This is a genomic window from Enterococcus sp. AN402 (assembly GCF_040719405.1).
GTDB classification, from domain to species: Bacteria; Bacillota; Bacilli; order Lactobacillales; family Enterococcaceae; genus Enterococcus; species Enterococcus faecalis.
In genome coordinates this window covers 2,156,756-2,170,424 of record NZ_JBFDTM010000004.1, presented here as the reverse complement: position 1 = coordinate 2,170,424, position 13,669 = coordinate 2,156,756, and the positions used below count along the sequence as shown (strand labels likewise).

The window sequence follows — 13,669 nt, the reverse complement described above, 5'->3', positions numbered from 1 at the left end:
TTACTCCTTGTTATCAGATGCTAAAATTTTCATCACTGTTTGAAGGATATCTTCAACAGTGGCAAGTGCGCCACGACCATAATCGCCACAAGCTAATAGAGCTTCACGTGGGATTATTTCTTGATAGCCGACTTCTTTTAAAATGCCAATATTTCGTTGGACAATGGGGTTTTGGTACATATACGTATTCATCGCGGGCGCAATAATTTTGGGTGTTTCAGGATAAAGTGCCAAAGCAACTGTTGATAATAAGTCGTCGGCAATCCCATGGGCTAATTTCCCAATTGTATTGGCCGAAGCAGGTGCTACTAAAAATAAATCCGCTTTTTTAGCTAACTCAATGTGATTAATTTTACTGGGATCAATTTCCATCATGACATCCGTATGCACTGGATTCTTAGAAAGTGATTGTAAGGTCAGCGGAGTGATGAACGCTGTGCTGCTTTTAGTCATTAAAATTTCCACATTGTAGCCAAGCTTAGTTAGTTGACTTGTAATATCTGCTGCTTTATATGCAGAAATGCTGCCAGAGACGCCTAATAAAATAGTTTTCATTGTTGTTCTCTCCATTTCTTTTCAACATTTTTAACGATCATTGAACCAATCCCTTGTTTTGAACAAGCTTCTTGGACAATGCCCGTTTCGTTAATTAATAATCCTTCGTGTTCTGTTTCATGAACGTTCATCAAGTCATTGGCTAAGACAAAGTCACACCGATTTTTAATCAAAGCGGCTTGTGCAACCTGGACAAGTTCTTCTTGTGAAACGTCGACAAGTAATTTAAAGCCCACTAAAACAGTTTGGGGTTGTTTGTCACGAATCATTTGGATGACTTTAGGATTTTTCTTTAGAAAAATTAATAATCGGTCCGTATCAGATGAAATTTTTGTTGCTGTTTGAGGAATATCAGCAATCTGATTCAATGTGTTTTGAACGATAGTTACCAAGGCTTCTTTGGTCTTTGGCAATGTTTGTTCGCTTAATTGTTGAGCAAAAGAATCAATAAATTGTTCTTCCGTTTGCGCGGTTTCCGTCGTAAAATCACTGACTGCCATTGCGTGAACAATCGCATCAAATTGCTTTTCAGCAAAGAGTTGTTCTAACGTAGTAGCTAATTCAACCGTTGTTTCTATTTCTTTAATTGATAAGTCCAATTGTTGGGTTGGACGTAATGCATGTTTGGTTGTTACGTAGGTTACGGTGTGTCCAGCAGCTAAAAAACTTTCAGCAATTGCTTTTCCTAGTCCGCCAGAAGAATGATTGGTAATCGAACGAACATTATCAATCGGTTCTGACGTTCCACCAGCAGTAACTAAAACATCCATAATCAAAACGCCTCCTTAAGAAATTCGGACAATGGTCCGTCCAATATGTTGGCCTGCTTGTAATGCTTCAAAAACAGGGGGAAGTTCTTCTAAAGTAATCTCTTGATACACAGCTTTTTCAGTGATGTCTAAATCAGTGGCAAGACGTTGCCAAACTATTTTTCGTTTGTCCATACCAACATTAACCGAATCAATGCCCAATAAATGAACGCCCCGTAAAATAAAGGGTAAAACGGTTGTCTCTAATGTAATTCCAGCAGCGCGGCCACAAATGGCTGAACGGCCATCATAACGAAGTTGTGGTAAAACAGCAGAAGTAATTTCCCCACCAGTGGTATCAATTGCAAAAGCAAAACGCTGTTTCATTAATGCTTTAACAGGAGTTGCTAAGAAATCTTCTACTAATAAGCATTCACTAACACCTAACTCTTTTAAAAGCTCAAAAGAATCTGGCTTTCTAGTTAATGCAGTGATCGAAGTGTAGCCTAATTGATGCAACATCGCAATAGACAATGTCGCAACACCGCCTGTCGCACCAGTTACAATAATGGGGGCTTCTTTGTCGTCGCGTAAGCCATCGTCTTCTAAAGCTGTGACAGATAATCCGGCCGTAAAGCCAGCAGTTCCGAAAATCATTGCTTCTTTGAGACTCATTTTTTCAGGAAGTGGAACTACCCAATCGCCAGGAACACGCACATATTCAGAATAACCACCAGTATGACTAACCCCTAATTGATAGCCTGTTACGATCACTTTATCGCCTTCTTTGAAACGAGGATCTTCCGATGTGACAACAGTGCCACTGACATCAATTCCTGGAATCATTGGATAATTGCGAATCACACCGCCGTCTTTTTTTGAAGCTAAAGAGTCTTTAAAGTTAACTGAGGAGTAGGCTGCTTTGATTACTACAGTGCCTTCTGATAAATCGTCTAAAGTAATGGTTTCTAGTTGACCAATAACAGATGTATCTTGTTCTCTTAACGTAAATGCTTGAAATGAATTCATATAAAAACTCTCCTTCCAATTATGTAAAAAAGCAACTCGTCTTATTTTATCATATTCTGATTTTTTCGTATCATTTTTCTTCTTATAAACAGTAAGTTATACAGAAAAGAAAGATTGTGTGACAATTAGACTAGAAAAATAAAGAAAAATGGTTGAAATTTTTCAAAAAGTTCGTATACTAAAAAAGGTAAAACTAAACTGTAAGTTTAGTATTACAAAACTTTTGTTGAAAAGATTAGCTGAAAATAGAAACGAGGTGTGCCATGGAAATTGGTGAGAAGTTGAGAAATTTACGCATTCAGAAAAATTTAACACAAGAAGAATTAGGCGAAAGAACGGATTTATCCAAAGGCTATATTTCCCAATTGGAGCGGGATTTAAGCTCACCATCAATGGAAACATTTTTCTCAATTTTAGAAGTACTAGGCGTGACGCCAGAGCAGTTTTTTAGTCAGCAACCGCTTGAACAGAAAATTGTCTACAATGAAGAAGAAAGTACCCTCTATTATGATGAAGAACATGGCTATGAACTAAAATGGTTAATTCCAGCCTCAAATGAAAAAGAAATGGAACCTGTCATTATTACTTTTGATAAAAATGGCGAATACAAAACGTTTGAACCTTCTCTATCAGAAACATTTATTTATGTGATTGATGGCTCCATTCGTTTGACATTAGGGGAAGCCACGTATATTGCTAAAAAAGGTCAAACCATGTATTACCAAGCAACAGAACCTCACCAAATTAGCAACAATGGTCGAGGAAAAAGTCGTGCGTTAATTGTGGCGACAGAATCGTATTTATAAAGAACGAAATGGAGGAGTTTATCCAGTGAGAAACCATGTGATTTCATTTGAAAATGTTGTCAAACAATTTGACGATGAACCAGTATTAAAAAATGTCAGCTTTGAAATTGAAGAAGGAAAATTTTATACGTTATTAGGACCTTCAGGATGTGGCAAAACAACGATTTTGCGTATTATTGCGGGATTCAATGACGTGACTTCTGGCGATGTTTATTTTGATGGTAAAAGAATAAATGATGTACCTGCCAATAAACGCCAAGTCAATACCGTGTTTCAGGATTATGCTTTGTTTCCTCACATGAATGTTTTTGATAATGTTGCGTTTGGTTTAAAAATCAAAAAACTATCCAAAGCAGAAATTGAAAAAAAAGTGAAAGAGGCATTACGTTTGGTTCAATTACCCGGCTACGAAACACGTGAAATTAGTGAAATGTCTGGGGGCCAACGTCAGCGGGTCGCAATTGCACGAGCGATTGTCAATGAGCCAAAAGTATTGCTTTTAGATGAGCCGTTATCCGCTTTAGATTTGAAATTACGCACAGCGATGCAATATGAACTACGTGATTTACAACAACGTTTAGGAATTACTTTTATTTTTGTGACCCATGATCAAGAAGAAGCATTAGCGATGAGCGATGAAATTTTTGTCATGAATAAAGGTCATATCGTGCAAAGTGGCACACCAGTCGATATTTATGATGAACCGATTAATCACTTTGTTGCTGACTTTGTAGGGGAAAGTAATATTGTGGATGGCGTGATGCTGGAAGATAATTTAGTTTCATTTGTGGGCAAAAAGTTTGAATGTGTCGATGGTGGCATGCGGAAAAATGAACCTGTAGAAGTCGTTTTACGTCCAGAAGACTTAACGATTACCACGCTTGAAAAAGGCAAGCTAACCGTAACGGTGGATACACAGTTATTCCGCGGCGTTCATTATGAAATTATTTGTTTTGATGAACAAGGAAACGAATGGATGGTGCATTCCACTCGAAAAGCCAAAGAAGGCGCTCAAGTAGGGCTCTCTTTTGAGCCAGAAGATATTCACGTGATGCGCTTCAATGAATCAGAAGAAGACTTTGATGCCCGTTTAGAAAGTTACGACGAGTAAACGAAAGGGGAAAATAAAATGAAAACAATGCGTCGAATTTATTCGATTCCCTATGTAATGTGGTTACTTTTATTCGTCATTGCGCCAGTGCTAATGATTATTTATCAATCATTTTTCGATATGAATGGCCAGTTTACCTTGGCGAATTACCAAACGTATTTTACATCAGGAACGTATTTAAGTATGACCATTAATTCGGTTTGGTATGCTTTTCTGATTACCATTTTTACGTTATTGGTAAGTTATCCTACGGCTTATTTTTTGACAAAGCTCAAGCATAAACAGTTATGGTTAATGCTCGTTATTTTACCAACGTGGGTGAATTTATTATTAAAAGCTTATGCCTTTATTGGGATTTTCAGTATTCATGGGAGTATCAATCAGTTTATGAGTTTTATGGGTTTGGGTACGCACCAGATTCTGTTTACAGATTTCAGTTTTTTATTTGTCGCAACGTATATTGAAATTCCATTTATGATTATGCCGATTTTTAATGCCTTAGAAGAGATGAATCCTTCATTGATTAGTGCTAGTCGGGACTTAGGAGCTAGCAGTGCGGAAACATTCCGCCGTGTCATTTTTCCTCTCTCCCTAAACGGTGTGAAAAGTGGCGTTCAAGCTGTCTTTATTCCTTCGCTCTCGCTCTTTATGTTAACGCGTTTAATTGGCGGCAATCGGGTGATTACGTTGGGAACGGCGATTGAGGAACACTTCTTAGTAACGCAAAACTGGGGCATGGGTTCAACAATTGGTGTGATTTTAATTGTTGCCATGTTTATTGTGATGTTGCTGACGGGTGAGAAGAAGAAAGGGCGTGGCAAATAATGCAAAAGAAAAAGTTTAAATGGTCTTATGTGTATTTATTCGTTGTCTTTGCGCTACTGTACGCACCAATCTTTTATTTGATTTTTTATTCGTTTAACGACACGCAAACGATGAATCAGTTTACTGGTTTTACGTTAGATAATTATCGGAACGTTTTCGAAGACACACGCTTGTTAACCATTGTTCTGAATACGTTTTTGCTAGCTTTCTTATCGGCTTTAATAGCAACCATCATTGGAACATTTGGTGCGATGGGGATTTATTATACAAAACGTCGTAAAAACCGGAACACGTTGCTTAGCTTTAATAACATTTTACTCGTTTCACCAGATGTTATTATTGGAGCCAGTTTCTTAATTTTCTTCACGGCAGTAGGGTTTATCAGTTTAGGTTTTACAAGTGTATTATTGTCGCATATTGCCTTTAGTATTCCAATTGTTGTTTTAATGGTTTTACCAAAACTACAAGAGATGAACGATTCTATGGTAGATGCGGCACGGGATTTAGGGGCCAATAATGTTCAAGTGATTAAAAATATTATTTTGCCTTTTTTAGCGCCAGGAATTATTGCTGGCTACTTTATGGCCTTTACTTATTCGTTGGACGATTTTGCCGTAACATTCTTTGTGACAGGCAATGGTTTTTCAACATTATCTGTTGAAATTTATTCACGAGCACGTCAGGGAATTAGTTTAGAAATCAATGCCTTAAGTGCGTTAGTATTCCTATTCTCAATGATTCTAGTTGTCGGTTATTACTTTATCAGTAAAGACAATACGCCAAAACGTTTAAAGAAAATGCGTCGGGAACAAAGTGAGGTGGCCAAGTTAAAATGAAAAAATTACAGTCACTTTTTATTGGCATTATCGCTATTATTGTCATCTTGTTTTTTGGCGTGCGCCAATTGGAGAAAGCAAGTGGCATGGCAGGAGCAGATACCTTAACCATTTACAATTGGGGGGACTATATAGATCCGGCCTTGATTAAGAAATTTGAAAAAGAAACAGGCTATAAAGTCAATTACGAAACCTTTGATTCTAATGAAGCCATGTATACAAAAATTCAGCAAGGTGGTACAGCCTATGATATTGCCATTCCTTCTGAATATATGATTCAAAAAATGATGAAAGCGAAGATGCTTTTACCACTTGATCACAGCAAATTAAAAGGCTTAGAAAACATTGATGCACGCTTTTTAGATCAATCCTTCGATCCCAAAAATAAGTTTTCCGTTCCATACTTCTGGGGCACGTTGGGGATTATTTATAATGATAAATTTATTGACGGTCGTCAGATCCAACATTGGGATGATTTATGGCGCCCGGAATTAAAAAATAATGTCATGCTGATTGATGGCGCTCGCGAAGTGTTAGGATTATCTTTGAACAGTTTAGGCTATTCGTTAAACAGTAAAAACGACCAACAATTACGTCAGGCTACCGATAAGTTAAACCGATTAACGAACAATGTCAAAGCAATTGTTGCCGATGAAATCAAAATGTACATGGCTAATGAAGAAAGTGCAGTTGCTGTAACTTTCTCTGGTGAAGCTGCTGAAATGCTAGAAAACAATGAACATCTACATTATGTGATTCCCAGTGAAGGCTCTAATCTCTGGTTTGATAACATTGTGATGCCTAAGACAGCCAAAAATAAAGATGGTGCCTATGCATTTATGAACTTTATGTTACGACCAGAAAATGCAGCACAAAACGCAGAATATATTGGTTATTCCACACCAAATAAAGAAGCTAAAAAACTATTACCAAAAGAAGTTGCCGAAGATAAACAATTTTATCCAGATGATGAAACCATCAAACATTTAGAAGTTTACCAAGACTTAGGTCAAGAATACTTAGGAATTTATAACGATCTGTTCTTGGAGTTTAAGATGTATCGGAAATAAAAAAGTACCTTTGTAACTTTCGAATCGACCCTAAAAGTTAGATTAAAAAATCTAACTTTTAGGGTCGGCTTTTATTCATACAAGCTTCTAATTGAGGCACAAAGAATCCTGTGCTACACTTTGTATAAAGCATAAAAGGAGCAAAGAAAATGAAGAGGAAAACAATCCGAATACTACTAATCAGTAGCGGTCTTATTTTAATCCTGTTGGTTGGTTACCGTTTGTATCTAGAATATCAAACAGATATTCAATTATTTTTGAATCCTAAAGCCAGTAAGACACAATTATTAGAGCGAATTCGTTCACATGGTTTTTCAGCAGCGCTGTGGTTAGTTTTTTTGACAGTAATTATGTGTGCAGTACCAGGGATTCCGACCTCGGTAATCGGTGTGATTGCAGGATTGAGTTTTGGTCCATTTAGTGGCACACTCATTAACGTTTTAGGGAATAGTTTGGGAAATTTAGTTGCAATCTTTTTGATGCATCATATAAAATTTTTAGATAAAAAAACGGAGACCAATCATTGGGTCCAGTCCATTCGACGGATGAAGCATCCAAAAATTGGGATTATGGTGGGCTACATGATTCCAATTATTCCTTCTTCTGTGATTAATTTTGCTGCGGATACTATGCAGTTGTCATTAAAAAATTTAATAGCCGCGATAGTCGTTGGTGTGATTCCTTCCTCAATACTTTACGCATGTGGAGGCGAAGCGCTCTTTCATGGATATAATAAAACGGCAGTATTGTTAATTGTGAGTGTTCTTTTGTTCGTTGGCTTGGTGGTCATTATTGAGAAAGATAGAAAAAGATTTCAAAAAACTGTTCTTTAAGAACAGTTTTTTGTGCATTTGAACAATAAATCCTGTTAAATTTACAATTTTAAAAAGAAAGGACTTTGATAGAATGAAAGCGTAAACAATTTAAGAAGCTGATTTTGAATGCCAGATATTACAATATCTTGGGTTGCTGCAATTTTAGGATTAGTTGTAGCGATAGTATTAATTTTGAAAAAATTTAATCCTGTGTATTCCTTGTTTTTTGGTGCAATTGTTGGTTGTCTTATTGGAGGCGCTTCCCTGTCAGATACAGTCGCTGTTCTATTAAACGGAACACAAAGTATTATGGGAACCGCAATCCGTGTCTTAGCAGCCGGTATGTTGGCGGGTGTGATGATGGAATCTGGTGCGGCAGAATCAATTGCCAACGCCATTGTACAAAAGCTTGGCGAGAAAAAAGCTATTTTATCTTTGGCATTATCCACAATGGTAATTACAGCAGTGGGCGTATTCATTCCTGTTGCAGTGTTGATTGTTGCCCCGATTGCTCTATCTGTTGGGAAAAGTACGGGTATCAGTAAGTTATCATTATTGATTGCCTTATCAGGTGGCGGCAAAGCGGGCAATATTATTTCGCCTAATCCAAATACTATTGCAGCGGCGAACGGCTTTGATTTACCTTTAAGTGACGTTATGATTGCTGGTTTTATTCCAGCCGTATTTGGCTTAATTACAGCTGTTGTTCTTGCAAATATCATGAGAAGCAAAGGATCAATGGTCAAAGAAACGGATCTTGTAGAGGAACAAACAAAAGAATTATTACCTTTGAAAAAGGCGTTAATCGCGCCAGTGTTAGCGATTGTCTTATTATTACTTAATCCGATTGGCGCCGTTTTAAATATTTCTTTCATCAAAAGTTTGAATATTGATGCTCTGTATATTTTGCCGTTCGCTTCAGTTGTTGGGACAATTGCGATTGGGCAAACAAAACAACTGGCCTTTTATGCATCTTCTGGCTTGAAGAGAGTAACCGATACCGTTTTAATTTTAATTGGTGCAGGTGCAATTGCTGGATTAATTTCTGTTTCTGATTTATCAACACAAATTGTCCACTTAATTTCTGTTATGGGAATTTCTGGAACCTTCTTGGCACCGATTTCTGGTATTTTAATGGGCTTAGCAGTTGGTTCAACATCCACAGCGGTTATTTTAGCGACAGGTTCTTTTGGACCAGCGATTTTAGATATGGGCACATCTTCACTTTCAGCAGCAGTCATGGTGCATACTGGGGCAACTGTGATTGATAGTGTTCCTCAAGGCAATTATTTCCATATTACAGCACAAAGTATGAATATGACGATTAAAGAAAGAATTCGAGTGATTCCTTATGAAATGTGTGTCGGTGGGGTAATGACGATTGTTGCAACCATTTTATATGGCTTTATTTTAAACTAGTTGGAAAGTAGGCGCGAAAAGATGACGAAAAAATTTGTTTTGGCTCCAGACTCATTTAAAGAAAGTATGAGTGCAAAAGAAGCCTGTCTGGCAATGGAAAAAGGGATTTTAGCTGTATTTAAAGATGCAGACATTCAACATGTCCCGATGGCAGACGGCGGGGAAGGAACGGTGGATTCCTTAGTGGATGCAACAGGAGGCACAAGAGTACCAGTGCGTGTGGCAGGACCGCTTCCTGATCAAATCGTTGAAACCTATTACGGCTTATTAGGTGACCAAGAAACGGTGGTCATTGAAATGGCGAAAGCCAACGGAATTGAATTGGTCAAAGCAGCAGAACGTAATCCCTTGATCACTTCTACTTATGGTACAGGAGAAATGATTCAACATGCGCTCAATCATGGGGCAAAAAAAATCATTATCGGCATTGGTGGTAGCGTGACAAATGATGGGGGTGCAGGTATGATTCAGGCACTTGGTGCGCGTTTGTTAGACAAGGAAGGGCAAGAATTGACACGTGGCGGTGGTGCATTAGATAAACTGGCGCAGATCGATTTAACACAGTTTGATCAACGTATTTTTGCTACCGAAGTTCTAGTAGCAAGTGATGTGAATAACCCACTAACAGGGCCAACAGGGGCGTCTCATGTCTTTGGCCCGCAAAAAGGTGCGACAGAAGAAATGGTGGCTCAATTAGATAAAAACTTAGCCCATTATGCAGCGATCATCAAAAAAGAGATCGGCATTGATGTTGAGATGATGCCAGGCGCAGGAGCTGCTGGTGGTTTGGGTGCAGGGTTACTAGCATTCACGAAAGCTCAGTTACGCCCAGGGATTGATATTGTCGTAGAAGTGAATCAATTAGAAGAAAAAATAAAAGCCGCTGATTATGTCTTTACTGGTGAAGGCGGGATGGATTTTCAAACAAAATTCGGCAAAGCCCCTTATGGCGTCTCGCGTTTGGCCAAGAAGTATCAAAAACCGGTTTTCGCTTGTGCTGGCTATATCGGCAAAGATGTGGATGTCCTCTATGAAGAAGGGATGACGGCTATTTTTGGAATTTTGGCCAAAGCCGAACCATTGGAAGCAGCATTGAAAAATGGACCAGTTAACTTAGAAAGAACCGTTGAAAATATTGCTCGTACATTACAGCTGGTGCCTTGTGACTAAGAACTAACCATGGTATCATCAGTAATGAAAGCTGAAATAAAAATGTTCAGTCGTTGATCTGAAGAATTAAGCGTTTGGGACATAAGTCATTGCGGCTTATGTCCCAAACGCTACTCGCTTTTTAGAAAGTTGGCGATAGCAATGTTAAAATTAGACAAAATCCAAGCAAATAAAATTGTTGAAAAGTTGATGGCAGATATTCCTTATAACATCAATATTATGGATGAACGAGGAAAAATTATTGCGAGTGGAGATTCTGCTCGAATTGGGGAGCGCCATCGTGGTGCAGAAAGAGCCATCAATGAACGAAAAAATATTGAAATTTATAAAGATACTTCTTTAGAGAAAAAAGGCACCAATGAACCGATTATTTTGAATAATCACATTTTAGGTGTCGTAGGCATTTCAGGAGAACCAGACGAGGTGCGCAAATTTACCAAGCTTGTGCGCTCGATTGTTCTTTTACTGACAGAAGAATTAAATACACAACAAGAACGCGAAAAAAAGAAGAAACAAAAAAATCAGTTTATTCAGCACTTAATGCATGTTGATTCTGCTTACTCAGAAGCCTTAAAACTTGAAGCGTTGGAACTATATAACCTTCAATTAGATGACCAGAATCATTGTGTACTGACCAAGGACAAGCGCTTATTATCCAGTTATTATCCTGGACATGAAATATTTGAATGGGAAAATTGTTATCTGGTGATTACTTCTGAACCACCTCAGATAACAAAGCCAGTAACAGAATACCTTGTGATAAGTTCGGAAAAAGCCACAATTCAACAAATGGTCCAAGAGGCACAAAACACGTATTTACTTCTATCGTTTCTCCAATTAGAAAAGGCTAAGTTTTACCAAGCAGAAGATTTTTTCATTCAAGGAATTTTTAATTTTCCTTTTCATATTGAATTGGATTTTTTTGAAACCATCCAGACGATTTATGATGAATACTATGAAACCGTTATTTTTTTCGCCAATCATAACTTAAACATCAATGAAACCTCACAAGTATTACATATCCATCGAAATACATTGAATTACCGTTTGAAACGAATTCATGAATTGACGGGGATGGATCCAAAAGTTTGGCAAGATTTTTGGAAATTGTTCTATTATTTTGCCTATTGCTTTAAAGAACGTTTTGAAAAGTAGTGAGGAGCAGGAATGCTTGTTTGTTAAGCAAGTGTCAGCATATTTTTCGCCAGAATCAAAAATATCTTTTATAATAATTGTAAGGAATCAAACGATTTAGATATCAATGAGGAGTGGTACCAGTGAAAAAAGCAGTTTTAATTGTTAACCCCAGTTCTGGTGGTGAAAAAGCCAAAGAATTTGAAACGTTAGCAGAAGAAAAATTAAAGCAGTTATTTGATGAAGTTGTAGTGAAACAAACAGAAAAAGGCGGCGATGCAGAACAATTTGCCCGTGAAGCTGCGGAAAGTCACTTCGACAGTGTTTTCGTAATGGGGGGAGATGGAACCGTTAATGAAGGAATTAGCGGGTTGGCAGAACAAGCTTACCGCCCAAAATTTGGCTTTTTTCCTTTAGGAACGGTGAACGATTTAGCGCGAGCCTTGAATTTACCGATGGACCCTGAAGAAGCGATTCAACAATTAGATTTAGAAAAAACCAGTGCTTTAGATGTGGGGAAAATCAATGACGACTACTTTATGAATGTCGTTGCGATTGGGACGATTCCAGAGTCAATTAACGACGTGGACGTTGAACAAAAAACGAAGTTAGGAAAACTCGCTTATTTTATTTCAGGTGCCAAACATTTAGCGAATGCTCAAACGTATCCTTTTCATTTAAGCTTGGATCAAAAAGAACAAACCATTGAAAGTAGTACCGTTTTAGTTGGCTTAACGAATTCAATCGGTGGGTTTGAAACATTATTACCAGAGGCCCAAGTGGATGATGGCAAACTTCATTTAGTTTATTTAAAAGATCAATCATTGTGGGATGCAGTAAAAGCAGTCCCAGATTTGTTAAAAGGAGTCGACCAGTCCACTGATAATTTAGTTTACCTAACCTTTAAAGAAGGAACAATCTCCTTAGAAAACCAAGAAGAATTAACCACTAATGTGGATGGTGATGAAGGAGCTGCTTTGCCAATTACGCTGGAAATTTTACCTAAACACTTGACGGTCTATTGCGGTGAAGAACAAACAAAATAGCTGATTTTTTGAGAAAAGCTAGAACATTTCTATTTGTTTAAAAAACAGATAAGTTCTGGCTTTTCAAATCATCTAAAAGAGAATCAATCAGGGGCTATGCTATACTTTGTTTCTACATATTGATAGATAAGGGAGTTAATGAGATGAGAAGAAAAAAACATAAAAACAAAAAGAAACAAGAACTTTTTGAAGAGATTGAAAAACAAGAATTAGCAGAACAAGAAACTAAGCAATTGAATGAAGAAATCGAAGACCCAGAATTTCGTTCTTTTTTTCAAGATGTCTTGAAAAAATTTCCACAAAAAACGTCTACGGCCATAATGAATGCTTTCGCAACTTCTAAAGGTAAAGCAGAACAATTAGTGACGAACAGTCAAACACAACTCGACAAAGTATTTGATGAATTTTTGGCTGGTGTTTCACCTGACGTGAAAAAGAAAAGTCATCAAACGATTCATTTTGCTGCATTGTCAGCAGCAATTATTGGGTTTTCACCAATTCCATTTTCGGATGCTTTTTTACTGGTACCTGTTCAATTAACTATGATGTCACGGCTGCATAAAATTTTTGGTCAGTCTTGGTCTGAAAGCTTAGGGAAAAGTTTAACCAAAGAATTAGTAGTGGTTAGTTTAGGTAAGAGCGCAGTCGGAAATATTCTAAAAGTGATTCCTGTTGTCGGAACTGTGACTGGTGGCATGGTCAATGCTTCAGTTGCGGTAGCAATTACGGAAGCGCTTGGCTGGGTTACCGTCAAAATGTTAAACGATGGTGTTGATATCTTTGATGATGTGATGTCTTTCAAAGGACAATTTTCAACATTATTTAAAGCCATCCAAAATGCTAAAAAGAAATAATCGCTGTATCGATTAACTAGGGTGAGACACATTTAAACTTTTTTAAGTAATTCGTAGCAAATTTCCAAGGTTTTCGTCACAAATTATTCACAGGTTCTCGTTAATATATAAGCATACCAACAAAACACCCAACATAAACACTTTTCATTTTTACTCCTCAAGTAAAAATAACTCCTTTCCACTCAGTCTACCCAACTGAGTGGTTTTTTTTGCGAAAAAAGAGGGCGTTGAACAATTTGTTCAACGCCCT

Annotated in this window: 14 protein-coding genes; 11 read left to right on the top strand and 3 right to left on the bottom strand. The window is 37.6% G+C overall.

Going from position 1 to position 13,669, the window contains the following annotated elements; translation table 11 throughout:
* From coaC to AB1I62_RS11880, 3 genes are read right to left on the bottom strand one after another with little or no spacing between them, the layout of a single operon-like run.
* A complete protein-coding gene (gene coaC / locus AB1I62_RS11890; RefSeq protein WP_002365039.1) occupies positions 1–555 on the bottom strand; it encodes a phosphopantothenoylcysteine decarboxylase in 555 nt (184 codons plus the stop codon).
* A complete protein-coding gene (gene coaB, locus AB1I62_RS11885) occupies positions 552–1,325 on the bottom strand; it encodes a phosphopantothenate--cysteine ligase (RefSeq protein WP_002356505.1) in 774 nt (257 codons plus the stop codon). Before coaB ends, coaC begins: the two co-directional genes overlap by 4 nt.
* Before the next feature lie 15 nt (positions 1,326–1,340).
* Positions 1,341–2,333: a YhdH/YhfP family quinone oxidoreductase gene (locus tag AB1I62_RS11880; protein ID WP_002356506.1), complete on the bottom strand. Its 993-nt coding sequence runs from the start codon at positions 2,331–2,333 to the stop codon at positions 1,341–1,343.
* Between the two features lie 263 nt (positions 2,334–2,596).
* Here AB1I62_RS11880 and AB1I62_RS11875 point away from each other — a divergent pair, with 263 nt between their 5' ends.
* The 11 genes from AB1I62_RS11875 (at position 2,597) to AB1I62_RS11825 (ending at position 13,419) form a co-directional block, all read left to right on the top strand.
* On the top strand, positions 2,597–3,139 hold the full coding sequence (locus AB1I62_RS11875) for an XRE family transcriptional regulator (RefSeq protein ID WP_002356507.1): 543 nt from the start codon (positions 2,597–2,599) through the stop codon (positions 3,137–3,139).
* A 25-nt stretch (positions 3,140–3,164) separates the two neighbouring features.
* Positions 3,165–4,250 carry an ABC transporter ATP-binding protein gene (locus tag AB1I62_RS11870; RefSeq protein WP_002356508.1) on the top strand — a complete coding sequence of 362 codons (1,086 nt, stop codon included), beginning with the start codon at positions 3,165–3,167 and terminating at the stop codon, positions 4,248–4,250.
* Between the two features lie 18 nt (positions 4,251–4,268).
* Positions 4,269–5,075 (top strand): ABC transporter permease, encoded by an 807-nt coding sequence (locus tag AB1I62_RS11865; RefSeq protein WP_002356510.1) that lies wholly within the window; start codon positions 4,269–4,271, stop codon positions 5,073–5,075.
* Positions 5,075–5,911: an ABC transporter permease gene (locus AB1I62_RS11860; protein ID WP_002356512.1), complete on the top strand. Its 837-nt coding sequence runs from the start codon at positions 5,075–5,077 to the stop codon at positions 5,909–5,911. Before AB1I62_RS11865 ends, AB1I62_RS11860 begins: the two co-directional genes overlap by 1 nt.
* On the top strand, positions 5,908–6,981 hold the full coding sequence (locus tag AB1I62_RS11855; protein ID WP_002359578.1) for an ABC transporter substrate-binding protein: 1,074 nt from the start codon (positions 5,908–5,910) through the stop codon (positions 6,979–6,981). Before AB1I62_RS11860 ends, AB1I62_RS11855 begins: the two co-directional genes overlap by 4 nt.
* Before the next feature lie 149 nt (positions 6,982–7,130).
* The gene (locus AB1I62_RS11850) at positions 7,131–7,814 is read left to right on the top strand and encodes a VTT domain-containing protein (RefSeq protein ID WP_002382632.1); all 684 of its coding nucleotides are present in this window, start codon (positions 7,131–7,133) and stop codon (positions 7,812–7,814) included.
* Between the two features lie 108 nt (positions 7,815–7,922).
* On the top strand, positions 7,923–9,215 hold the full coding sequence (locus AB1I62_RS11845) for an SLC13 family permease (protein WP_002359581.1): 1,293 nt from the start codon (positions 7,923–7,925) through the stop codon (positions 9,213–9,215).
* Positions 9,216–9,236: 21 nt separating this feature from the next.
* Positions 9,237–10,385: a glycerate kinase gene (locus AB1I62_RS11840; RefSeq protein WP_002367172.1), complete on the top strand. Its 1,149-nt coding sequence runs from the start codon at positions 9,237–9,239 to the stop codon at positions 10,383–10,385.
* A 141-nt stretch (positions 10,386–10,526) separates the two neighbouring features.
* Positions 10,527–11,540 (top strand): sugar diacid recognition domain-containing protein, encoded by a 1,014-nt coding sequence (locus AB1I62_RS11835; RefSeq protein ID WP_002379728.1) that lies wholly within the window; start codon positions 10,527–10,529, stop codon positions 11,538–11,540.
* A 122-nt stretch (positions 11,541–11,662) separates the two neighbouring features.
* A complete protein-coding gene (locus tag AB1I62_RS11830) occupies positions 11,663–12,565 on the top strand; it encodes a diacylglycerol kinase family protein (RefSeq protein ID WP_010713166.1) in 903 nt (300 codons plus the stop codon).
* Between the two features lie 119 nt (positions 12,566–12,684).
* Entirely contained in the window at positions 12,685–13,419 is a 735-nt protein-coding gene (locus tag AB1I62_RS11825; protein ID WP_002384134.1) for a YcjF family protein, read from the top strand.
* Positions 13,420–13,669: the final 250 nt, after the last annotated feature.

Bases quoted from the DNA above. Each gene is read 5' to 3' on its own strand.
- coaC (WP_002365039.1), bottom strand. From the start codon at position 555: ATGAAAACTATTTTATTAGGCGTCTCTGGCAGCATTTCTGCATATAAA.
- coaB (WP_002356505.1), bottom strand. From the start codon at position 1,325: ATGGATGTTTTAGTTACTGCTGGTGGAACGTCAGAACCGATTGATAAT.
- AB1I62_RS11880 (WP_002356506.1), bottom strand. From the start codon at position 2,333: ATGAATTCATTTCAAGCATTTACGTTAAGAGAACAAGATACATCTGTT.
- AB1I62_RS11875 (WP_002356507.1), top strand. From the start codon at position 2,597: ATGGAAATTGGTGAGAAGTTGAGAAATTTACGCATTCAGAAAAATTTA.
- AB1I62_RS11865 (WP_002356510.1), top strand. From the start codon at position 4,269: ATGAAAACAATGCGTCGAATTTATTCGATTCCCTATGTAATGTGGTTA.
- AB1I62_RS11860 (WP_002356512.1), top strand. From the start codon at position 5,075: ATGCAAAAGAAAAAGTTTAAATGGTCTTATGTGTATTTATTCGTTGTC.
- AB1I62_RS11855 (WP_002359578.1), top strand. From the start codon at position 5,908: ATGAAAAAATTACAGTCACTTTTTATTGGCATTATCGCTATTATTGTC.
- AB1I62_RS11850 (WP_002382632.1), top strand. From the start codon at position 7,131: ATGAAGAGGAAAACAATCCGAATACTACTAATCAGTAGCGGTCTTATT.
- AB1I62_RS11845 (WP_002359581.1), top strand. From the start codon at position 7,923: ATGCCAGATATTACAATATCTTGGGTTGCTGCAATTTTAGGATTAGTT.
- AB1I62_RS11840 (WP_002367172.1), top strand. From the start codon at position 9,237: ATGACGAAAAAATTTGTTTTGGCTCCAGACTCATTTAAAGAAAGTATG.
- AB1I62_RS11835 (WP_002379728.1), top strand. From the start codon at position 10,527: ATGTTAAAATTAGACAAAATCCAAGCAAATAAAATTGTTGAAAAGTTG.